At 60.0% G+C, this 21,564-nt stretch carries 17 protein-coding genes and 1 pseudogene; 11 read left to right on the top strand and 7 right to left on the bottom strand.

From position 1 onward, the window contains the following. From dacB to BBDE_RS02705, 8 genes are read left to right on the top strand one after another with little or no spacing between them, the layout of a single operon-like run. Positions 1-1,446, top strand: coding sequence for a D-alanyl-D-alanine carboxypeptidase/D-alanyl-D-alanine endopeptidase (dacB, locus tag BBDE_RS02670; protein WP_012901906.1), 1,446 nt, complete (start codon positions 1-3; stop codon positions 1,444-1,446). A gap of 6 nt (positions 1,447-1,452) precedes the next feature. Then, positions 1,453-2,553, top strand: a complete 1,101-nt coding sequence (tilS, locus tag BBDE_RS02675) for a tRNA lysidine(34) synthetase TilS (protein ID WP_012901907.1) — start codon at positions 1,453-1,455, stop codon at positions 2,551-2,553. Beyond that, positions 2,531-3,103 carry a hypoxanthine phosphoribosyltransferase gene (hpt, locus tag BBDE_RS02680; RefSeq protein ID WP_003837186.1) on the top strand — a complete coding sequence of 191 codons (573 nt, stop codon included), beginning with the start codon at positions 2,531-2,533 and terminating at the stop codon, positions 3,101-3,103. Before tilS ends, hpt begins: the two co-directional genes overlap by 23 nt. Further along, positions 3,100-5,166 carry an ATP-dependent zinc metalloprotease FtsH gene (gene ftsH / locus BBDE_RS02685; protein ID WP_003837184.1) on the top strand — a complete coding sequence of 689 codons (2,067 nt, stop codon included), beginning with the start codon at positions 3,100-3,102 and terminating at the stop codon, positions 5,164-5,166. The genes hpt and ftsH overlap by 4 nt, the downstream gene beginning before the upstream one ends. Further along, the gene (gene folE / locus BBDE_RS02690) at positions 5,166-5,804 is read left to right on the top strand and encodes a GTP cyclohydrolase I FolE (protein WP_003837182.1); all 639 of its coding nucleotides are present in this window, start codon (positions 5,166-5,168) and stop codon (positions 5,802-5,804) included. The genes ftsH and folE overlap by 1 nt, the downstream gene beginning before the upstream one ends. Before the next feature lie 34 nt (positions 5,805-5,838). Then, the gene (gene folP, locus BBDE_RS02695; RefSeq protein WP_003837180.1) at positions 5,839-6,717 is read left to right on the top strand and encodes a dihydropteroate synthase; all 879 of its coding nucleotides are present in this window, start codon (positions 5,839-5,841) and stop codon (positions 6,715-6,717) included. A 44-nt stretch (positions 6,718-6,761) separates the two neighbouring features. Next, on the top strand, positions 6,762-8,222 hold the full coding sequence (folK, locus tag BBDE_RS02700; RefSeq protein WP_012901909.1) for a 2-amino-4-hydroxy-6-hydroxymethyldihydropteridine diphosphokinase: 1,461 nt from the start codon (positions 6,762-6,764) through the stop codon (positions 8,220-8,222). Next, a complete protein-coding gene (locus BBDE_RS02705) occupies positions 8,219-8,773 on the top strand; it encodes a DUF3180 domain-containing protein (RefSeq protein WP_003837177.1) in 555 nt (184 codons plus the stop codon). The genes folK and BBDE_RS02705 overlap by 4 nt, the downstream gene beginning before the upstream one ends. Positions 8,774-8,809: 36 nt before the next feature. On the opposite strand, the gene BBDE_RS02710 is transcribed toward BBDE_RS02705, so the two are convergent. From BBDE_RS02710 to BBDE_RS02730, 5 genes are all read right to left on the bottom strand, one after another. Beyond that, a complete protein-coding gene (locus tag BBDE_RS02710; protein WP_003837175.1) occupies positions 8,810-9,721 on the bottom strand; it encodes an acyl-CoA thioesterase in 912 nt (303 codons plus the stop codon). Positions 9,722-9,949: 228 nt separating this feature from the next. Continuing rightward, the gene (gene ettA / locus BBDE_RS02715; RefSeq protein WP_012901910.1) at positions 9,950-11,626 is read right to left on the bottom strand and encodes an energy-dependent translational throttle protein EttA; all 1,677 of its coding nucleotides are present in this window, start codon (positions 11,624-11,626) and stop codon (positions 9,950-9,952) included. A gap of 174 nt (positions 11,627-11,800) precedes the next feature. Next, positions 11,801-12,724, bottom strand: a complete 924-nt coding sequence (locus BBDE_RS02720) for a serine hydrolase domain-containing protein (RefSeq protein ID WP_003837171.1) — start codon at positions 12,722-12,724, stop codon at positions 11,801-11,803. A 191-nt stretch (positions 12,725-12,915) separates the two neighbouring features. After that, positions 12,916-13,341 (bottom strand): peptide deformylase, encoded by a 426-nt coding sequence (locus tag BBDE_RS02725; RefSeq protein ID WP_003837168.1) that lies wholly within the window; start codon positions 13,339-13,341, stop codon positions 12,916-12,918. Between the two features lie 171 nt (positions 13,342-13,512). Then, entirely contained in the window at positions 13,513-14,994 is a 1,482-nt protein-coding gene (locus tag BBDE_RS02730) for an amidohydrolase (RefSeq protein ID WP_012901912.1), read from the bottom strand. Between the two features lie 246 nt (positions 14,995-15,240). On the opposite strand from BBDE_RS02730, the gene BBDE_RS02735 reads away from it, so the two are divergent. After that, positions 15,241-16,053, top strand: coding sequence for a DUF559 domain-containing protein (locus BBDE_RS02735; protein ID WP_228369743.1), 813 nt, complete (start codon positions 15,241-15,243; stop codon positions 16,051-16,053). Between the two features lie 133 nt (positions 16,054-16,186). Here the strand turns inward: BBDE_RS02735 and BBDE_RS02740 are convergent, their stop codons facing one another. Beyond that, entirely contained in the window at positions 16,187-17,467 is a 1,281-nt protein-coding gene (locus BBDE_RS02740) for an O-acetylhomoserine aminocarboxypropyltransferase/cysteine synthase family protein (RefSeq protein WP_012901913.1), read from the bottom strand. A 223-nt stretch (positions 17,468-17,690) separates the two neighbouring features. On the opposite strand from BBDE_RS02740, the gene xylA reads away from it, so the two are divergent. Further along, complete coding sequence (gene xylA, locus BBDE_RS02745; protein WP_003837160.1) at positions 17,691-19,037, top strand: xylose isomerase; 1,347 nt, start codon at positions 17,691-17,693, stop codon at positions 19,035-19,037. Between the two features lie 247 nt (positions 19,038-19,284). After that, positions 19,285-20,274, top strand: a pseudogene (locus BBDE_RS02750) (family 43 glycosylhydrolase); the annotation flags it as partial. Between the two features lie 139 nt (positions 20,275-20,413). On the opposite strand, the gene BBDE_RS02755 reads toward BBDE_RS02750, so the two are convergent. Beyond that, the gene (locus BBDE_RS02755) at positions 20,414-21,442 is read right to left on the bottom strand and encodes a LacI family DNA-binding transcriptional regulator (protein WP_012901914.1); all 1,029 of its coding nucleotides are present in this window, start codon (positions 21,440-21,442) and stop codon (positions 20,414-20,416) included. Positions 21,443-21,564: the final 122 nt, after the last annotated feature.

Here is a 21,564-nt window from a genome sequence, read left to right on the forward strand (position 1 = left end):
GTGACGCGCAGAGCAGGAGCATTCCAGCAGAGGACGATTCGCCGCCGCGTCACCGTATTGCTTTCCGTGGCCGTCACCGCGGCATTGTGCCTGGGGTATGTGGCAGGCGACCTGTATGACGTGTTGCCGGGCGTCCTGACGCTCAACGAGGTGGAACGTGCCACAACCGCGGAGCCCCGTACCGTAATGTCCGCTTCGAAGGTCGTCGGGAATCTGGATTCGTCGATCGCCGTGGATGCCACCGCCGCACGGCGGCTTATCGACGAATTCGCCGCGACCGAGGGCATCGGCGGCGACTATTCCATCGCCATCGCCGACGCCAAGGGCGAGGTGGTGGCCGAAAGCGGCATCGACGAGACACGGGTGCCGGCTTCCACCATGAAAACGTTGACCGCATACGCCGTTGCGACCACACTCGACATGGGCAGCACCCTCGCCACGCAGACTTATGTGGAACAGAAACAGGACGGTACCGCGAATCTGGTACTCGTCGGCGGCGGTGACATGCTGCTTGGCGCGGGGAACAGCGATTCCGCGCACGTCAATGGGCGGGCGGGGCTCGGCACGCTGGCCAGCGACACCGCGCGGGCGCTGAAGCAGCGTGGCATCAGCGAGGTGACCCTGCGCTATGACGATTCGTTGTTCGGCGATGATCGTTGGCCGTCCGGCATCGCCGAACTCGACACCGAACACCTGTATTATGCGCCGGTCTCATCCATGGCCGTGGACGGCGCGCGGCAATGGGACGGCGCGAATCCGCAGAATCCCGATGTGTTCTCCACCTATCCCGCCTTGAGCATGCAGCCGGCGTTGGATGCCGTGCAGACGTTCCGGCAACGTTTGGAGGAGCAGGGCATCACCGTGCAGGGTGATGTCGAACAGGGCGTCGCACCGGCGGAAACCAGCCCGATCGCACAGGTGCAATCAGCCTCTCTGAGCGAGATCATGGCATTCATGCTGCGGCATTCCGACAACACCCTGGCCGAGGAATTCGGCCGTCTGCTGGCCATCGATAGAAAAACGGGCAATTCGCCGGCAGGCGCGGCCCGAGCGGTCAAGAGCGTTCTGGAACAGGCGGGAATCTCCACGAACGGATTGCGTATGATGAACTGCTCCGGCCTTGCGGAGGAATCCAAGGTCACCGTGCGCACGTTGCTTGAAGTGCAGCAGCGTAATCTCACCGCCGGGACCGGTGCCGCGGCTGCGGAAGGATTGTCCATCGTAGGATTCGTCGGCACCGCGGCCGACCGGCTGAACGACGCCTCCGAAGCGGGTCTGCTGCGTGTGAAGACCGGCAGTCTCGACGGTGTCACCGCCATGACCGGCAACGTGTCACGCACCCGCGGGGGAGCGCTGACCTTCGCCGTCATCGTCAACGATCCCGACGATATGCAGGCCGCGCGCGACGCCATCGACACGTTCATCGCCGGTTTGCCGAAACTGTGATGCCCCATGGTGTACTCCCCACGACTGCGTAAGGCCATAGGGCATCTTAACGCCGCGCTGGTCGACGCCGGATTCGGACTGCAGGACGCGCGGTTCGCGCGGCACGGCGAGCATGAACCGAATGCGGACGCGCCATTGATCATGGTCGCATGTTCCGGCGGACGGGATTCCATGGCGCTGGCGGCGGTCTGCGCAACCGTATGCGCCAGTCTGGGATTGCGCTGCGGTGCCATCATCATCGACCATCAACTGCAGAACGGTTCCGCCGAGGTAGCCGCAAAGACCGCCCGTCGTTGTGAGGCGCTGGGCCTTGATCCGGTACGTGTGCGTGCCATCGAAGTGCACGGCAACGGGCAAGGCCTTGAAGCCGCAGCCAGGGAAGCCCGATATGCCGCCATCGTCGAGGAATGCTCCGATGCTGCGGCCGTGCTGTTGGCGCATACGAAGAACGATCAGGCCGAAACCGTGCTCATCGGACTGCTACGTTCGGCCGGGCTTGACGCCATCGCCGGCATGGAAGGCTCGTTCAGTCGTGACGGTGTAACGTTCCTGCGCCCTTGGCTGGATGTGACAAGGGAGGAGACCACCGGCATCTGCGAGGATCTGGGGCTCGAATGGTGGGACGATCCGACCAACGGTCCCGACGCGATCCGGGAAGACGGTTTGCCGCCGAACGGCCCATTGCCGGCGAACTATCCGTTACGCTCACGCGTACGGCACGATCTGATGCCGTATCTGCAACGTTTCGCAGGGGGCGATGTCGTTTCGCGGCTTTCAATCGGCGCGGGACTTGCGCAGACCGACAGGGATTATCTCAACAAGCGGGCGCAGGAGATCGCCGAACGGGCGGTGACGTTCAGCGAAGACCAGGTGCGGTTCAGCGTCGGCGTACTGCAATCGCAGCATGAGGCGATTCGACTGCGCGTCATCGCCCACGCACTCGGCCAGGCCGGCATCGCATGCTCCGCACGGCATGTCAGGCAGATCGACCGGCTTATCACCGACTGGCATGGCCAGCACGGTGTGGCACTTCCCAGCGGATATTCAGCCAATCGCCAGAAACACGTCATTCGCGTGTGCCAAGATGGTGGGCATGCGAATCGCTGACGTGCAAGAAGACATTGATCATGAACTGATCACCAAGGAACAGATTGAAGATATCATCAACCGTGCTGCGGCCCAAGCCAGTGAAGACTATCGTGGCAGAAATCCGTTGCTGGTATGCGTGCTCAAAGGCGCGGTGAATACGATCGCCGCCTTCGCGCAGGCCATGAGCATTCCGGTGCAGATGGATTTCATGAGCCTGTCAAGCTACGGTTCAGGCACCGAATCAAGCGGTACGATCACCGTTCGTCAGGATCTGTCGACCGACGTGCGTGGCCGGCATGTGCTGATCGTCGAGGACATCATCGATTCCGGCATCACGCTGTCGTGGCTCGTCGACGAGCTGAAGCGCCGCGGCGCCGCTTCCGTGGAAATCTTTGCGCTGCTGGAAAAGCCCGCCCGCCGAAAGGTGGATGTGGATGTGAAATATAAGGGATATGAGATTCCCGATGAATTCGTGGTCGGCTTCGGTCTGGATTATGACGAGCGCTACCGCAATCTCGATTCGATTGCGGTGCTGAAGCCGGCAGTCTACCAAGGAGGTCAGGCATGAGTTTTCCTTCAGGCCAGCCACCGCAGAACAACGGCGGCAATTCGAATCGTCCGAACAACGGTAATCCGTTTACCAATCCGTTCGGCCACGGCAACAACGATGGCGGCAATGGTCCCCGTCCGTTCTGGCAGTCCCCGTGGCTGTGGGTGGTGGTCGTGGCGCTGCTCGCCGTGACGATGTTCCAGCTGTTCGCCGGCACCGGATCGCAAACCATCGACACCAAGGACGGTATGCAGATCCTCAACGGCGGCAACGTCGAATATGCGCAGATCGTCGACAATACGCAGCAGGTCAAGCTCAAACTGAAGTCCGACTATTCGGCCACCGATCCGACGACCGGCAAGGTCAAGAACTACGGCAAGAACGTGCAGTTCTACTACACGTACGCCCAGAGCGCCGCCGTGGTCAAGGCCGTGCAGAAGGCCGACCCGACCCAGGGGTGGACGGCGACCATGCAGCAGACCAGCGTCTGGACGTATCTGATCACTTCGATTCTGCCGTTCATCATCGTCTTCGCGCTGTTCTGGTTCCTGATGAGCCGCATGGGCGGTGCCGGCGGCATGTTCGGCATGGGCGGCAAGAAGAACAGCGGCAAGCTGCTCGAAGGTCAGACCCCGACCACCAAGTTCTCCGACGTGGCAGGCGAGGATGCCGCCGTGCAGGAAGTCGAGGAGATCAAGGACTTCCTCAAGGATCCGTCCCGTTACAAGGCCTTGGGTGCCCGCATTCCACGTGGCGTGCTGCTGTACGGCCCTCCGGGCACCGGTAAGACGTTGCTGGCGCGAGCCATCGCAGGCGAGGCCGGCGTACCATTCTACTCCATGGCGGGCTCCGACTTCGTGGAGATGTTCGTCGGTCTCGGCGCATCCCGCGTGCGTGACCTGTTCGACGAAGCCAAGAAGAACGCTCCGGCCATCATCTTCATCGATGAGATCGATGCGGTCGGCCGCAAGCGTGGCGGTTCCGGTATGAGCGGCGGTCACGACGAACGCGAGCAGACCCTGAATCAGCTGCTTGTCGAAATGGACGGCTTCAACAACGACACCAACCTGATCATCATCGCCGCGACCAACCGTCCCGACGTGCTTGATCCGGCATTGTTGCGCCCGGGTCGTTTCGACCGCCAGGTGGCCGTGGAAGCGCCTGATCTGGAAGGCCGTGAGGCCATTCTGAAGGTGCACGCCAAGGGCAAGCCGTTCGTGCCGGACGTCGATCTGCACATGATCGCCGTGCGTACGCCGGGCTTCACCGGCGCCGATCTGGCCAACGTGCTCAACGAGGCCGCATTGCTGTGCGCCCGTGCCGGTGCCCAGCTGATCGACAACCGTGCCATCGACGAGGCCATCGACCGTGTCCAGGCCGGCCCGAAGCGCCGTTCCAAGGGCATGGCTCTCGAGGAATTGCGCAACACCGCCTACCATGAGGGTGGTCACGCCTTGGTTGCCGCCGCCATGAACGACACCGATCCGGTCACCAAGGTCACCATTCTGCCGCGTGGCCGTGCGCTCGGCTACACCGCCGTGATGCCGACCGAGGACCGCTACTCCATGTCGCGTAACCAGCTGCTCGACCAGATGGCTTACGCCATGGGTGGCCGCACCGCCGAAGAGGTCGTGTTCCACGATCCGACCACCGGCGCCTCCAACGACATCGAGAAGGCGACGAACATCGCCCGCCAGATGGTGCTCGACTACGGCTTCTCATCCAAGCTGGGTGCCATCAAGTGGTCCGACGACGAACAGGGCGATCTGGGATCCCTTAATCACAAGTATTCCGGCCGCACCGCCGAAATCATCGACGAGGAGGTGCTGAAGCTCGTCGAAACGGCGCATACCGAAGCATGGAACGTCATCAACGAGAACCGTGACATCCTCGACGAGCTGGTACGTCAGCTGCTCGTCAAGGAGACGCTCAACGAAAAGGAACTGGCCGCGATCTTCGCCAACATCAAGAAGGCGCCGAAGCGTGACGTATGGCTGAGCGACAACCAGCGGCCCGATTCGGACAAACCTCCGGTCGAGATTCCCGAATCCCTGAAGAAAAGCGCAGGATTGACCAACTGATGAGCGATACCGAAGCATTCGATACCATGCTTGACGACAAGGCCCGCGCCGCTCATGCGGCCGGGCCTGTCGGCTATGACGAGGAAGGCGTACGCCAGGCGGTACGCCTGTTTTTGCGATCCATCGGCGAAGACCCGGATCGCGAAGGCCTGCTCGACACCCCCAATCGCATCGGCCGTGCATGCAGGGAATTGTTCGCCGGTCTGGGGCACGGTCCCGAAGAGGTACTGAAAACCAAGTTCAAGGTCGACACCGACGAAATGGTGTTGGTGCGTGACATCGAGCTGTTCTCCGTATGCGAGCATCATCTGCTGCCGTTCCACGGCGTAGCCCATGTCGGCTACATTCCATCGAATGGGCAGGTGGCGGGCCTCAGCAAGCTGGCCCGACTGGTGGAGTTGTACGCCCGGCGTCCGCAGGTGCAGGAACGCCTCACCCAGCAGGTCGCCGATGCGCTGATGACCGGCATCGAGGCTCGCGGCGTGATCGTGGTCACCGAATGCGATCACATGTGCATGGCCATGCGAGGCGTCAAGAAGCCACAGTCGCGTACCGTGACCTCCGCCGTGCGAGGCTGCATGCGAGATGCCGCCACAAGATCCGAGGCGATGAGCCTGATTCTGTCACAGCATTCGTGAGATGCCGCACAGGCCATATAACGGAAGGGGAAACATGGTGGCACAGGATATGAAGGCGATTCACGATAGCGAACGCACCCTGGTGATGGGCGTGCTCAACATCACCGAAGACTCGTTCTCAGACGGTGGATTGTGGCTCGATCCGGCAAAGGCCAAGGCACACGGCGAGGCGATGATGAAGGATGGGGCCGACATCATCGACATCGGAGCCGAATCCACCCGGCCCGGCGCCAAGCGCGTCAGCGAGGAAGACGAGAAATCCCGCGTGCTGGGAGCCGTGGATGCGTTGGTTCCCGAAGGTGCCATACTGTCCATCGACACCACACGCGCCTCGGTGGCGTCGGCGGCACTGGAGCATGGCGCGCAGATCATCAACGACGTGTCGGGCGGACGGCTGGATGCCGAACTGCCCCACGTGGTGGCCGATCACCCCGAAAGCCTGTACATCGTACAGCATTGGCGCGGTTGGCTGGCCGGAGCGGCCGGCAATGTGCCTGACGCCGACACCTCCGTGTACGCGAACGGGGTGCTGAACGACGTGTATGACGAACTGATGGCGCAGGTCGACGCAGTGCTGAGCGTCGGCGTCAAACCGGAACAGGTCATCATTGATCCGGGCCTGGGCTTTTCCAAACCGGGCATCGAACATAATCTGCCGTTGCTGGCCGGACTGGAACGGTTCAATGCCACGGGCCATCCGGTGCTGGTCGGTGCTTCGCGCAAGCGTTTCATCGGTGCGGTACTGGCCGCGGCGGGCGTCAGCGAACCGACCATGGCCGACAGGGACAACGCCACCGCCGCCATCAGCGCTTTGAGCGCCGAACATGGTGCCTGGGCGGTGCGTGTGCATGACGTGGCCCGTACCCGCGACGCCATAGCCATCGGCAGCGCTTGGCGCGCATACAGTAAGTAGTTCTTCCTCCCTCTGATGAGGCAATGACGGACGGAAAGGTTGGCATGGATCAGATTCGACTGACGGGAATTCGCGCGGCGGGTAAGCATGGCGTGCTTGATTTTGAGCATGAACGTGCGCAGACCTTCGTAGTGGACGCCACGCTGTCGCTCGACTTGGCACCCGCAGGCCGTTCCGACGCCCTTGACGACACCGTGGATTACGGTGCCATAGCCAAAGGCATTGTGGCCATCATCGAAGGTGAGCATGCCGATCTGATCGAAAGACTCGCCGCTCGCATCGCCGACATGATTCTGCAATATCCCGCGGTGCAACGTGCGGAAGTGACCGTGCACAAGCCGAACGCACCGATCGTCGTGCCGTTCGACGATGTCAGCGTCACCGTGGAACGCTTCCGTGAAACGGGCCGGGCCGAATCCGCCGACACGCATCATGCCATCATCGCCATGGGAGGCAATCAGGGTGATGTGCTCTCCACGCTACGCGATGCGGTGCGTTGTATCGACGGACTCGACTCCACTCAGGTCACCGGCATTTCGCCGCTATATCGCACCGACGCATGGGGCATGCCAACGGGAACACCCGACTTCCGCAATGCGGTCGTTTCCGTCAACACCAAGCTGACCGCACCCGAACTGTTGGCCGGATTGCAACGCATCGAAGCCTCCCATGGCCGCGTGCGCACCGACCATTGGACTTCGCGTACGCTCGACCTTGACATCATCGACTTCGACGGCATCGTCAGCGATGATCCAGATCTGACATTGCCGCATCCACGTGCGTGGCAGCGTGCCTTCGTGCTCGGCCCCTGGCTGGCATTGGATCCCGACGCCGAACTGGTCGGCGCGCATGCCGGATCCGTGGCACAACTGCTGTTCGAATCCTCCGATCGGGAGCACATCAACGAGCTCGCCGAAGACTGGATGGTCGCCGATGACGCCGCTGCGTCTCCCGTTACCGGTTCCTGCCACGAGGAGCCGGCCTCTTTACAAACCGGAAGCGGTCAACATCGGATCGAATCCCTAGCACGATCCCGTCGAGCCGTAATCTCCATGGACAGCCCTTCCACCGATGCAGAACGGCGGTTCCGCAAGGCGATCGTGTCGATCGACGGCATCCCCGGCAATCAGGTGGAAGGCATTTCGCCGCTGTACCATGTCAGCCAACTTGACGGCAAACCCGACAACATGGCCGCCGTCATGCAGATTTCCACACGCATGGGTGCAGCCGAACTGATCACAGTGCTCGGATCCATCGAAACATCGGTCGGCGGTAGCCTCGATCTCGATCTGGTCGATATGGAAGGCGTCGTCAGCGACGAACCGAATTGCCAGGTGCCGTGGCCCACCGCCCGCAACCATGCGGCCGTACTCGCGCCGTGGCTCGACATGGATCCGGACGCCAGGCTTGGCGGAGATCCGGTGTCGTTCCTCCTGGCCATGGCTCCGGATACGTCGCAGGTCGGTCTGCTCACCGACAACTGGATTATTGGAGATACGCTATGAAGGCACGTCGCACCCCTTGGTGGCATTACGTTCTGGCCGCGATGCTCGGCCTGCTTGCCGGACTTGGTTTTGCGAAATACGGTGAGATCACCGGACTACCGCTGGTCGGTGCGCCATGGGTGGTGCCGGTGGTGCTGATCGCATTGGGCCTCATGGTGCTGGTTCTTGCGTTGCAGGTGCACAAATACACCACGAAGGATCCGCTCAAACGTGCGCAGCTGAAGCCGCTCGATCCGCAGAAAGCATTCGGCACGCTGGTGTCATGCAAGGCCATGGGATTGGCGGGAGCCGCATTGACCGGTTGGTATGGCGGGCAGATTCTGGCGAGCCTGCCTCATATGGAAGCGGAGTTCTACAGCCAGGCCGTCATCGAATGCACGGTGGCGGCGGTGGCCTGCCTGATCGACATGATCATCGGCATCGTAGGCGAATGGCTGTGCCAGCTGCCGCCTATCGACGGCCCCGAAAATCCCAAGATCAAGGAAGCCGCCCAACGTCAACGCTATGCGGCAGCGGCCACCAAATCCTCCCACGTCCAATCATCCTGCTGAAAGGCGGAACCGCTTTCCGTAATTTCCCGAAGCGGTCTACCGCAGATCCTCTTGCGGCACGCGAATCATGGCCTCTTGCGCCATGCACGCCACCAGCGTGCCGTCCTGCGTATACACCTTCGCTTGGCCCAAGCCTCGTCCGTGCGCTGCGGTCGGCGTATCCTGCACGTACAGATGCCACTGGTTGATGTCGATGTCGCGGTACCACCACATCGAATGATCAATCGACGCGAACGAGATGCCCGGAGTGGCGATGCTCAGACCGGCACGACGCAGCACCGGCTCCAGCATGACCTGATCGCAACCCATGGCCAACATCGCACGATGCATGACTTGTGGCACATCCACCTCGCCATCCGCCCTCATCCAAACCATCTGCTTGCCGGAATCCCTGCGGGCACTCTTCGTATCGGCCCCCAGCATGATGGTCTGCGTAACGTGCCGGATGTCGAACGGCGACTTCTGGGCATAATACTTGGCATACGACGACTGCTCCGCGTACGGTTCCATGATTTCCTTCGCGCTTGTCAGCGTCTCCGGATCCGGCACATCCTCGGGCATCGGATCGGCGAACTCGACACCCTCCTGACCATGCTCCTGGAAGCTGGCGATGGCGGTCAGAATCGAACCCTGCGCCTGCGTGACATTCACTCGACGGGCCGAGAAGGAACGACCGTCGCGAAGGTTTTCCACGTCGAACAACAGATCCTGATGAATATCGCCGGCCGATATGAAATAGCCATGAATCGAATTGGGCAATCGTGACGGATCCACCGTTTTCGATGCGGCGATCAGCGACTGCGCGATCACCTGACCGCCATAGACGCGTCCGGTGGGGAAGTACAGGCTTTCGCCGTTCACATACGTATGATCGCGGTAAGTGGAAGGCGTACCCAGCTTGAGCACTTTCGTCAGTCGCTGCAACGGTGTGACTTCTGGCTGTGGCATGAAGGGCCTCGATTCTTGTTCTGTTATGGTGCTACAAGTGCCGTAATGCCTTCGAGTCTATCGAGAAGCAGTAAATTTCATCGGATTGTTTTGTAACGACTGCGTGAGAAGAGTGAACGGCAGGTAATCGGCAAACGATTGAACAACGACAAAGGCACCACCCCCGTAACGAGGGATGGTGCCTTGTCGAAATCCGCGCGTAACGCCGAAGCTATGCCGGCGGTGCGATTAGCGGGTCAGCTTGCGGTGCAGGCGGTGCGGGCGGGCCGCGTCCTCGCCGAGGCGGGCCACACGGTTCTCCTGATAGGCCTGGAAGTTGCCTTCGAACCAGTACCATTTGGCCGGGTTCTCGTCATCGCCCTCCCATGCGAGGATATGCGTGGCGACTCGGTCAAGGAACCAACGGTCGTGGGAGATCACCACGGCGCAACCCGGGAATGCGAGCAACGCGTTTTCGAGCGACTCCAAGGTTTCGACGTCGAGGTCATTGGTCGGTTCGTCGAGCAGCAGCAGGTTGCCGCCCTGCTTCAGGGTCAGGGCTAGGTTCAGACGATTGCGTTCGCCGCCGGACAGCACGCCGGTGAGCTTCTGCTGATCGGAGCCCTTGAAGCCGAATGAGGCCACGTAGGCGCGGGTCGGCACTTCCACGCCGGCCACCTCGATGAAGTCAAGGCCGTCGGACACGGCTTCCCACAGGTTCTTGTTCGGGTCAAGGCCGGCACGGTTCTGGTCGACATAGCTGATCTGCACGGTGTCGCCGACCTTGAGCGAGCCGGAAGTCAACGGCTCGAGACCCACGATGGTCTTGAACAGGGTGGACTTGCCCACACCGTTCGGGCCGATCACGCCGACGATGCCGTTACGCGGCAGGGTGAAGCTCAGATCGTCGATGAGTACGCGGTCGCCGAACGCCTTATGGATATGCTCGGCTTCCAATACGGTGGAGCCCAGACGCGGGCCGGCCGGAATCTGGATTTCGGAGAAGTCGAGCTTCTTGTTGCTACGTGCCTCCTGCTCCATCTGGTCATAGCGTTCCAGACGGGCCTTGTTCTTGGCCTGACGGGCCTTCGGCGAGGAGCGCACCCAGTCGAGTTCGTTCTTCAGGTGCTTGGCGAGCTTGGCGTCCTTGGCGCCCTGAATCTCCATACGCTTGGCCTTGGTCTCCAAGTAAGTGGTGTAGTTGCCCTTATACGGGTACAGGTGACCGCGATCGACCTCGCAGATCCATTCGGCCACGTTGTCCATGAAGTAACGGTCGTGGGTGACGGCGATGACGGCACCCTTGTACTGGTGCAGGAACTGCTCCAGCCACAGGATCGACTCGGCATCGAGGTGGTTGGTGGGCTCGTCGAGCAGCAGCAGGTCCGGAGCTTCGAGCAACAGCTTGCACAGTGCCACACGGCGGCGTTCGCCACCGGAGCATACGGTCACCGGAGTGTCCGGGTCCGGGCACTGCAGGGCGTCCATGGCCTGCTCGAGCTGGGAGTCGAGATCCCAGCCGTTGGCGGCGTCGATGTCGTTCTGCAGCTTGCCCATCTCTTCCATCAGGGAGTCGAAGTCAGCATCAGGATTGGCCATTTCCTCACCGATCTGGTTGAAACGGGCCACCTTTTCGGCGATTTCGCCGAACGCCATCTTGATGTTCTCGCCGACGGTCTTGGTCTCGTCCAGCGGCGGCTCCTGCTGCAGAATGCCGACGGTGAATCCCGGGGTCAGATAGGCTTCGCCGTTGGAGACGGTGTCGATGCCGGCCATGATCTTGAGCAGCGTGGACTTGCCCATGCCGTTCGGGCCGACGACGCCGATCTTGGCGCCCGGCAGGAAGCTCAGGGTCACGTCATCGAGAATCACGCGGTCGCCGTAAGCCTTGCGGGCCTTGATCATCTGATAAATGAATTCAGCCAATGTTGTGTTCCATCCTTAAGAAACGTTGGAATTCCAGCGTGTTGCATGAGCAAGTCAACGGAAATCTCACGTTTGGAGGCCGGACCGTGCATCACGCAAAGTACCGTCCTTGATTATCCCATACCCCGTCTACACGCAGGAACCAATGTGTTGGATTGGTGGCCGGAGCTTCGGTCAGGCGGTCAGCGGGCCGAACAGGTGCTCATGCAGCGCAGGACGCATCACATTGTCGAAATCACCGGATTCCGGGCATTGCACGGCAACGACCAGTCCCTGCTTCGGCAGCACGGTGGTGATCTGACCGTACGCACCGTCCGCACGATACGCGCCATCGTACGGTGACATCCAGAACTGATAGCCATAGCCGCATGTCCAGATATTGTCGTGCGGCGTTTCGATCTGCTGACTTGATGCGGCGCTCACCCACGATTCACCTACGACGCGCGTGCCGTGCCATGCGCCGCCGTTCAGATAGACCTGTCCGAGTTTGAGCATGTCGGCCAGCGTCATGAACATGCCCGCGCCGGCGATGGGATGCCCTTGCGGATCGCACTCCCAGATCGGCCACCCCTGTTCGAGCCGCGAGAAGATCGTGCGATGCAGGTACTCGCCAAGGTGTTCGCCACAGGCCCGCTCAAGCATGCGGCCCGCCAGGTACGAATCGGCGGATGAATAGCAGAACGCACCGCCCGGCTCCACCTCGATTCGACGGGAGAACATGTATTTCAGATAATCCGGTGCTCCCACGCCGCCACGACGGTCGGGACTCATGAGATACGCATGGTTGAAGCCACTCGACATGGTCAGCAGGTGGCGCAGCGTGATACGCCCCAACTCCGGCTGCGCGTCGGCCGGTACGTATTCGGGGAACGCGTCGACCAGTTTGCCATCGAGACTCAGTATTCCTTCTTCGACCGCGATGCCGATGGCCGTCGACACATAACTCTTCGTATGCGAATAGATGTTACGGCTCTGATCGGGCGTGAAATGCCTCTCGGCGACGATCCGCTCACCGTCAGCCAGCGCCACCGCCTCAATCGGCAGATCATCGCTGTCGACGAGATTCACGAAATCATTGAAGATGGTGACGGCGTCCATAAGAATCTCCTTTGATGCCACAGGGGAAGCACAGGAATGATTATAGTGACGTCAAACGATTTTCAGCGAGGATATCGTGTTGTCTGGGCGGGTCGCCGATGGTCGAGATCATGCGTGGACGTCGTCGTCAAACGTGCAGGCCGGACGCTTGACGGTCGTCGGTGCGATCTTGCCCGGTGCGGGCATGCACTTCAGATGATAATTCCGGCGCAGTGATCGACCTCATGCTGAATGATCTGCGCGGTGAAACCGGTGAACGCGGCATGGCGTTCGCGGAATTTGCGGTCGAAATACGTCACCTCGATGCGTTGGTGGCGCACGGTGTGGCGTTCTCCTTGAAGGGAAAGGCATCCTTCGGAGGTGTCGAACGCGCCGTCCCTCGCGGTGATTTCGGGATTGAACATGATGAAGATGCGGCCGCCGAAATCCTCATCCACAAAGGCGATGATGCGCTTGGAGACGCCGATCATGTTCGCGGCCATACCGACGCAACTATTGCGGTGCGCGTCAAGGGTGTCCTTGAGGTCCTGAGCCACGGCAAAGTCCTCGTCCGTGTTCTGCGCGTCCCGGGACGGTTGTTCCAAAAACGGGATGGATGTCATGATCTCTCGCTGCATGCCCTATTCCTTCCTTCCGTGTGACGGATTTCCTCATTGTACGTACGGTGTAGTTCCCTATATCGCTTATAGATGGCGGGTCCAAGTTGCGTTTAGGGTTAAAAACACAGAAAACGTACCCCCTAACCATAGGGTCTCGTGGATTATCCGCCATCTATAAGCGAGATGCGGTCAACGCTGGTAGGTCCAGCGCCCGCTTAGCATGGTACCGACTATGTGTTCGGGCATGGCCTGCATGGATTCCGGTTCATCGATGATGCTTGGGTCGCGGTCGAGCAGCACCAGATCGGCGTTGTCTCCGACCCGCAGATCCGTGCGCCCCTGTGCGGTGGACGATGCGAGGGCGTGTTCGAAGTCAAGGCACTGTTCCGGCTGGAACGGTTCCCGGTCGGAGCTTTCCGTACCGAACACGGCGGCGGAAATAGCCAACCATGGGTCGAGAGGCGCGACCGGCGCGTCGGAACCCATAAGAAGTTTCGTTCCGGCTTCGTGCAATGCGTTGAATGCGTAAGGAACTCCGGTCGGATTGCCCCAGAATCGAGTGATGACGTCGCGGTCATCCATGGCATGTTGCGGCTGGATGCTCGCGGCGAGACCAAGTTGCGCCAACCTCGGGATATCGCTTTGCTTAAGCATCTGGGCGTGCTCGATGGAACCATGGGCATGAGTACGCTCTGCGCAGTCGAGTACGACGGTGTTCGCCTTATCCCCGATGGCATGGCAGGCGATGTCGAAGCCATGCTCGGTGGCCAATCGCATGTAGGATTCGATCTGTTCCGGCGTATAACTCAAGGTTCCGAATGTTTCCGGAGTGACGCCTGAGTATGGTGTGGAACAGTAGGCGGAACGAGTGTTCAAGGATCCGTCCGAGATCATCTTCATCGCGCCGACGTGCCCAAGGCCATGGCTTCCGGGAAGTTCGTCCCCGGTGTGCCATCCGTCATCGATGGCCTGCCGGAGGCGCTCCGGATACACGCCGGCCTGAACTCGAAGTCCATCAAGGCCCTGCGCGAATCGGTCGATCCAAGTGCCGATGTTTTCGGCCATTTCGTAGTCGCGGATACCGACCACACCTTTGCGTGCGGCGTCGAGCTCGGCGTTGCGTAGGAATCCCATCAGTTCACTGGCGGCGTTCGGCCCCTTGTCAAGCTTGCAGTAGGCGTCGAACCATTCCAGCTCCCCGACCAATCCAGATTCGTCGACGTGCACGCCAAGCTTTTCGGCGGCGGCGGAGTTCACCCAGCCGCAATGCATGTCGGCGCTGGACAGGGCGACCGGCTGATTTCCCGTGACGGCGTCGATGGAAGCCAGCGTCGGCTGCGCGTCATCGGCCCACAGGGAGTGTCTGAACCGCATGCCGACCACGTATTGGTCCGGATTGAGCGTGCCCTTCGCGCGCCGTGCGTCCAAATGTTCGCGGAGCATGTCAAGGGCTTCTTCGGCGCTGCGGGCCTCAATCAGATCCAATCGTCCCAGGGTGTACGACCACTGGGTGAAGTGCGTGTGGCGGTCCCATAGTCCGGGAATGACCCATGTGTTTGAGAAATCATCGGATGGGTTGACCTTGGCGATCCGACCATCTTCGATTTCGAGATCGACTGACGTGTCCGTGCCTACGAATCGTAGGCCTTTCAGACTTGTCTCCTTGCTCATGCGTCCTCTTTTCCGTTGAGTGGGCCCGTTGTGCCCACGATACCGTTCAACGATTCCGTGCGCCGTTCGTTATCCACTTATCCACAAGTTTTTAGGGGTCTGTAGACAGTGCATTGTCGGCTCCTTTACCTTTTGTGTATGGGCAATGGGGCACAGTATTCGGAGGAACTTGCGATGGCAAGGGCCCGAACCGTCGAACGATGCCTGGCGGCGCAGCGAAGGACCGGCAGGCAGTTGGTCTTCGCCTTGGGCACCGCATTGGATTTGCAGGGTATCGAGCGGCCCAGATATCCACATGGCAGTGGTCTCGCTGATGGGCTGTATGCGGTGATCGGAAGTAATGGTTCCCGTACGGTGTTGCGGGATGTGCGTCTGGTGCTCTGGCCCGGGCCGCAGAATCATGTCTCGGCTTATCTTGGCCGCTTGCGCTGTACCGACCCCGTGACGACTTGGGCGATGCATGCCAATCGGCTGGAAGACGAGGAACTGGTCGTGTTGGGGGATTCAATGATGCGGCGCAATGGGCGTTTGAAAAGGGCCGGGCTTGAGGATTTCCAGTTGTATGTCGACCGGCTTGATGATCTTGAGCGGTATGCTGACCTGAAAAGAACCCGGGCCATACGGGGGATCACAAAGATGAGAAGGGCCATCCGCCTGATGAGGGAGGATACGGATTCCTCTCAGGAGACGAGAACGAGAATCGCTCTGATGCGCTACGGACTTCCCTGCCCGGAAGTGAACCACCCCATCAGAATCGGAAGGTCTTCGCAGATGTTCCTTGCTGACATGGCTTATCCCGATTTGAAGGTCATCGTTGAATACGATGGTCGTCATCATGCCTCCCAATGGTTGGCGGATATCAAAAGGCGCGAGGCATTGGAGGATGAAGGGTGGCTGTATGTTCAGGTGACCGCCGAGAATCTCGCGGATGAGTCATCCCAGGAGATGTTGGCCGAACGTGTGGCCCAGAGGATGTCGCGGCATTCGGTCAAGCCGGTGAAATTGCGCGATCGAATGATCGTGAGGGAGATCGTTGACGGGCGCAGGAAGCACGGATGAATGGTTATCTTGCTTATAGATGGCGGATACCAGCCGGCATAGCCGGCTTAGGGGGCATCTTTCCTCTGTTTTATGTTTGCCGGTCGTCTGGTATCCGCCATCTATAAGCGAAATAGCGCTACCTTGAATCCATCTACTGTATGGAGGCTAGGGCCTGATCGAGATCGGCGATGATGTCGGCCGCGTTTTCGATGCCACAGCTCAGACGCACCAGATCGATGCCCACGCCGGCTTCCTCAAGCTGTTCGTCGGTAAGCTGACGATGCGTGGTGCCCGCCGGATACAGCGTGCAGCTGCGCGCATCGGCCACATGCGTGGCGATCGACACCATCTTCAGGTGGTCGAGGAATGCGGAGACCTTCTCGCGTCCGCCCGGCACGCCGAAGGAAATCACACCGCAAGTGCCGTTCGGCATGTACTTCTCGGCCAGCGCATGGTACTTGTCACCTTCGAGCCCCGGGTAGCTCACCCAGCTGATGCGCGAATCGGCATCCAGCCACCGGGCCACGGCCAGCGCGTTCGCGCAATGGCGTTCCATGCGTACGCCCAACGATTCCATGTGCATGCCCATGATCCACGAGCTGATCGGGGCCGGCGTGGAGCCGAAATCACGCATGAGCTGTGCGGTGGCCTTGGTGATGTAAGCCGCCTTGCCGAACTCCTTCGCGTAGGTCACGCCATGGTAGGACTCGTCCGGCGTGGTCAGGCCGGGGAACTTCTCCGCATGCGCCATCCAATCGAAGTCGCCGGAATCCACGATCGCGCCACCCACGCAGGAGCCATGGCCGTCCATGTATTTGGTGGTGGCGTGGGTCACGATGTCCACGCCGTATTCGAACGGTCGGCAGTTGATCGGCGTCGGGAAGGTGTTGTCGACGATCAGCGGCACGCCATGGCGGTGCGCGGCGCTCGCAAACTTCTCGAAATCCAATACGATAAGCGCCGGATTGGAAATGGATTCGCCGAACACGGCCTTGGTGTTCGGCCGGAACGCCTCCTCGAGTTCCTCCTCGGTGCATTCGGGACTCACGAACGTGCATTCGATGCCCATCTTGCGCATGGTCACGTTGATGAGATTGAAGGTTCCTCCGTAGATTGCGGAGGAGGCTACGATGTGGTCGCCGTTGTTGCAGATGTTGAACAAGGCGAAGAAGTTCGCCGCTTGGCCGGATGAGGTCAGCATCGCGGCGGCGCCGCCTTCCATCTCGCAGATTTTCGCGGCGATGGTGTCGTTGGTCGGATTCTGCAGGCGAGTATAGAAGTATCCGGCTTCGGATAGGTCGAACAGCCGGCTCATCTGTTCGCTGGATTGGTATTTGAAGGTCGTCGCCTGAATGATCGGTGGCGTGCGGGATTCGCCGTTGCCTGGCTGGTAGCCTCCCTGCACGCAGGTGGTGTCGACGTTTTCGTACATGGTATCAACTCCTTCGCGCATCTTCGCGGCATGTGTGATGCTGCAACAAACATGGCTACTTTAGCATTGCGCGGGCATTCGGCTGTTTTCCAACGGAAACGCCGAATAGTTCAGCGAATTGACAAACTTAGGTAGATGAATTTATTATGTACATCAAGACGGGCGGAAGTCCGCCGGGAAGAATGCTTTACCAAAGTAAAAACCAACAGCAAAGGAGCACCCCATGGGTCTGTGGGATATCGATAAGATTCCGTATGTCGGTCGCGAAAAGGGACCGCAGGAAGGTCTGGCTTTCCACTACTACGACGCCGATAAGGTCGTCGCCGGCAAGAAGATGAAGGATTGGCTGCGCTTCGGCGTCGCTTGGTGGCACACCTTCGATCAGGAGCTCGTCGATCCGTTCGGCACTGGCACCTCCCAGCGTCCATGGTACGGCAAGTACTCCAATGCCATGGATCAGTCCCTGGCCAAGGTCGATTACGCCTTCGAGTTCTTCCAGAAGCTCGGCGTCGAATACTTCTGCTTCCATGATCGCGACATCGCTCCGGAAGGCGACACCCTGCGCGAGACCGACGCCAACCTCGACAAGATCGTCGACAAGATCGAGGAGAACATGAAGTCCACCGGCGTCAAGCTGCTGTGGAACACCTCCTCCCTGTTCACCAACCCGCGTTTCGTCTCCGGCGCCTCCACCTCTCCGTTCGCCGACATCTACGCATATTCCGGTGGCCAGCTGAAGCACTCCCTCGAGATCGCCAAGCGTCTGGGCGCCGAGAACTATGTGTTCTGGGGCGGCCGCGAAGGCTATGAGAACCTGTGGAACACCCAGATGAAGCGTGAGCAGGAGCACATGGCCAAGTTCTTCCACATGTGCCATGAGTATGCTCAGGAGATCGGCCTGGATGCCCAGTTCCTGATCGAACCGAAGGCCAAGGAGCCGACGATGCACCAGTACGACTTCGATGCATCCACCGCCATCGCCTTCCTGAAGACCTACGACATCGACTTCATGAAGCTGAATCTGGAAGGCAACCACGCCAACCTGGCCGGCCATACCTACCAGCACGAAATCCGTACCGCCCGTGAAGCCGGCGTGCTCGGCTCCCTCGACGCCAACCAGGGCGACAAGCTCATCGGCTGGGACATGGATGAGTTCCCGACCGACCTGTACGAGACCTCCACCGTCATGTGGGAAGTCCTCGCCGCTGGTCAGATCGGCCCTCACGGTGGCCTGAACTTCGACGCCAAGCCGCGCCGTACCTCCTTCTACGCCGAGGATCTGTTCCGCTCCCACATCGCTGGTATGGATTCCTTCGCCGCAGGCCTCCTGGTTGCCGCCAAGATGCACGAGGACAAGTTCATCGAGAACCTGCAGGCCGAGCGTTACAGCTCCTACGACTCCGGAATCGGCGCGACCATCGAAGACGGCACCGCGACCCTGGCTTCCCTCGAAGAGTACGCTCTGGACATCCCGCAGGCCAAGCTCATCGAGGCCACCAAGTCCGATCATCTTGAGTCCGTCAAGGCCACGATCAACAACTACATGGTCGAGGCTCTGGCCGAGGCCTGAGTTGAGGTCCGGGTTCGTCCGAACCCATGATTCATCACTGAATCGCACAGTCCGGCCCGACTGCAACGGGGCCGTGTAAGGCGAACCGGGGCATCGTGCCCCGGTTCCCTCCGATCTTTCTCTCCTGATACTCCTTCCAAGAAGGTCGCCTGCGGGGCAGCATAGCCCGCAGGCGATTTTCCGTTGTACGCATCACTTCGAGATGTTCGATTCTTTACCGCGAGATCCGTCCGCAAAGGCGCGAGCCATGACGATTGCAGCAACAACCATCACCAATCCGATTCTCAGTGGCATGTATCCCGATCCAAGTTGGATCTGGGATGACCTTCGTGGGCAGGTCGTACTTGTCAATTCCTCATTCGAATGTGTTCCCGGTCTGCCGATCCATGTGTCCGAAGACCTTTCGCATTGGAGCCATGTGGCCGATGCCATCGATGCCGATATGGCCCGACGTCTGCTGATTCCGTTCGTTGAGGATTCGGGTGGCGTCTATGCTCCGACCTTGCGCAGCATCGCGGGCAAATATGTGATCGCCTCCACGGTGGCCCGCATCGACATGGATAAGGCGATTGCGGCGGGGTGTGCACGGTCGGAACTGGATGATGCGATACGGTCCGCAGGTAATTTCATCATCGAAGCCGACGCGATTGAGGGACCTTGGCGTGGCCCGTTCTGGATTTCCGGTGCGGAGGGCATTGATCCGGATGTGTTCGAGGACCGGGACGGCAATGTGTATTGGACGCAGACCAGACCCGCCATTCATCCGCAGTGGGAGGGACAGACCGAAATCTGGACCCAACGCATTGATGCGGATTCCTGGTCATTACTCGAAGATGGGGCTCCGGCTGGCCGAGGGAAGACGATTATCTGGCGTGGATACGGTATGGAGGCGGTATGGGCCGAAGGGCCGCATTTGTACCGTATCGGTGATTACGTATATCTGCTGACGGCTGAGGGCGGTACGGGTTTCGAACACAGTGAGATGGCCATGCGGATGTATGCTCCGAATGGTTTGGCTGAAGCGTTCGCCAAGTATGAACGTATGGCCGTCGAAGTGGGGGAGCGGATACCGTCGGTGCGCGAAGGCGAACGGTGCTACTTGGGCAATGCGATTCGCGCGTTTCATGTCGATAGGAAGAATCCGATACTCACGCATCGCCATTGGGGCATGTCCGAACCGGTGCAATGCGTCGGTCATGCGGATTTGCTGCAGCATCCGCAATTCGGTTGGTGGATGATGGCCGGGTTCTGGCCGAATTCGATGCGCGGTTCCTGAGTGCGGAATGGGCGGGTGGTTTTGTTGGCTGTATGGCGGGATTGTCCGATTAGGTCGAGGCATATGCGCGGGATGGCGCGGCTCGACCGTTCCGACCTGACTATTGGTTCAACTGCTGCGTGCTATTACGCACCACCAGCGACGTGGGCATGATGACGTGCGGTTGCAGTACGTCATCGGTGGTCAGCGCTTCGACGAGCATGCGTACCGAGGCGCGAGCCATGTCCTGCAGAGGCTGTTTGACGGTGGTCAATGCCGGACCGAGGAAGGATGCCGTCTGCACGTCGTCGAAGCCGACGACCGACAAATCCTCCGGAATGCGTAGTCCGAGCTGTCTGGCAGCTTCGTACACGCCCATCGCTTGCAGGTCGCTGCCGGCGAAGATGGCGGTCGGCCTGTGTGGGTTTTCCAGTAGCGAGATGGCCTGCGCGTAACCTCCCGGGGTGGTGAAGTCGCCTTCGGTGATGAGTTCAGGGTCGGCGGAGATGCCGTGTTCCGCAAGGGCGGACGTGTATCCGTCGAGACGCGCTTTGGAGCACATCATTTCCTCCGGGCCGGTGATGATGCCGATACGTTGGTGTCCGAGGGCGAGCAGATGTCGGGTGGCGATCACGCCACCGGTCCAATTGTCCGCCTGTACGGACAATGTGGCCGGATCCGGGTCTCCGAATGGGTCGAACAGAACGAAGGGAATGCCGCGGGAATGCAGTTTGTTCCGTTCGATGCGGGTCAGGTTGGAGAAAACGAGGATGGCGCCGGCGATTTGCCTGCGCAACATGTTGTCGATCCAGGTCGAGTCGGGATGCCGACGGTCGCCGCCCTCCGTGGTGATGACGCTGAGGTCATGCAGTTTGGCTTCCCGAATGGCGCCGCGCATGACTTCCAGGGCCCAGACGTTATCGAAGTCCTGGAAGACGATTTCGATGAGTTTTTGTTTTTTGCCGGTTGTCGCCTTGCGTGAATAGCCGTATTTTTTGAGGACGGCGTTGATGGTTCGTCTGGTTGCTTCGGATACGTCCGCACGTCCGTTGAGCGCCTTGGATACCGTGGCGAGGGAGTAGCCGGTTTCCTTGGCGATGTCGGCCAGTCTGATTGACTGTTTGCCATGTTCTGTTGCTTTACGAACCATGAGTGGGTCTCCTTCTGACATCATTCTATACGCTTGGAGAGCGAAAGTTTCGAATTACGGATTTCGAAACTTTCGGATTATGTGGATGTATTGGATTCGTTGAAATATCAACGATTTTTGAA

It is taken from the genome of Bifidobacterium dentium JCM 1195 = DSM 20436, assembly GCF_001042595.1.
Classification (GTDB): domain Bacteria; phylum Actinomycetota; class Actinomycetes; order Actinomycetales; family Bifidobacteriaceae; genus Bifidobacterium; species Bifidobacterium dentium.

What these genes read in the sequence shown, in the direction of transcription:
- tilS (WP_012901907.1), top strand. Translation starts at nt 1,453, where the DNA reads ATGGTGTACTCCCCACGACTGCGTAAGGCCATAGGGCATCTTAACGCC.
- hpt (WP_003837186.1), top strand. Translation starts at nt 2,531, where the DNA reads ATGGTGGGCATGCGAATCGCTGACGTGCAAGAAGACATTGATCATGAA.
- ftsH (WP_003837184.1), top strand. Translation starts at nt 3,100, where the DNA reads ATGAGTTTTCCTTCAGGCCAGCCACCGCAGAACAACGGCGGCAATTCG.
- folE (WP_003837182.1), top strand. Translation starts at nt 5,166, where the DNA reads ATGAGCGATACCGAAGCATTCGATACCATGCTTGACGACAAGGCCCGC.
- folP (WP_003837180.1), top strand. Translation starts at nt 5,839, where the DNA reads ATGGTGGCACAGGATATGAAGGCGATTCACGATAGCGAACGCACCCTG.
- folK (WP_012901909.1), top strand. Translation starts at nt 6,762, where the DNA reads ATGGATCAGATTCGACTGACGGGAATTCGCGCGGCGGGTAAGCATGGC.
- BBDE_RS02705 (WP_003837177.1), top strand. Translation starts at nt 8,219, where the DNA reads ATGAAGGCACGTCGCACCCCTTGGTGGCATTACGTTCTGGCCGCGATG.
- BBDE_RS02710 (WP_003837175.1), bottom strand. Translation starts at nt 9,721, where the DNA reads ATGCCACAGCCAGAAGTCACACCGTTGCAGCGACTGACGAAAGTGCTC.
- BBDE_RS02720 (WP_003837171.1), bottom strand. Translation starts at nt 12,724, where the DNA reads ATGGACGCCGTCACCATCTTCAATGATTTCGTGAATCTCGTCGACAGC.
- BBDE_RS02725 (WP_003837168.1), bottom strand. Translation starts at nt 13,341, where the DNA reads ATGCAGCGAGAGATCATGACATCCATCCCGTTTTTGGAACAACCGTCC.
- BBDE_RS02730 (WP_012901912.1), bottom strand. Translation starts at nt 14,994, where the DNA reads ATGAGCAAGGAGACAAGTCTGAAAGGCCTACGATTCGTAGGCACGGAC.
- BBDE_RS02740 (WP_012901913.1), bottom strand. Translation starts at nt 17,467, where the DNA reads ATGTACGAAAACGTCGACACCACCTGCGTGCAGGGAGGCTACCAGCCA.
- xylA (WP_003837160.1), top strand. Translation starts at nt 17,691, where the DNA reads ATGGGTCTGTGGGATATCGATAAGATTCCGTATGTCGGTCGCGAAAAG.
- BBDE_RS02755 (WP_012901914.1), bottom strand. Translation starts at nt 21,442, where the DNA reads ATGGTTCGTAAAGCAACAGAACATGGCAAACAGTCAATCAGACTGGCC.